The sequence below is a fragment of the Streptococcus sp. CL8.13 genome, assembly GCF_049737895.1.
In genome coordinates, this window is record NZ_JBKOTT010000167.1 from 1 (window position 1) to 320 (window position 320).

The 320-nt window shown below is 41.6% G+C and carries 1 pseudogene; it reads right to left on the reverse strand.

The features are described 5' to 3' along the window. Positions 1 to 320, reverse strand: a pseudogene (locus tag ACLNCN_RS05065) (peptide ABC transporter ATP-binding protein); the annotation flags it as partial.

The following is a 320-nucleotide window of genomic DNA, read 5'->3' on the forward strand; positions in this document are numbered from 1 at the left end:
GAGAGCCCCCTGAAGAAGCAACTGGAATAAGAAGTGAACTATCAGTAACCCAAGCCTGTGCTTTAGCATACTTTTCGTATCGTTTATCAAGATTACTTGTCTCAGAAGCCGCATCATCCAAGAGCTTCTTGTATTCATCCAAGCCAACTTTTGCCACAACTTCAGGATCCTTGCCCTTTGTTATACCTAGATGTTTCAAGGCAGAACCCTTCTTAGCATCTAAAATATTGAGATAGGTTGCTGGATCTTGGTAATCTGGTCCCCAACCTGTTCCGTTCAAATCATAATCTTTTTGGGTTGGAACTTTAGCTTGAGAAGTA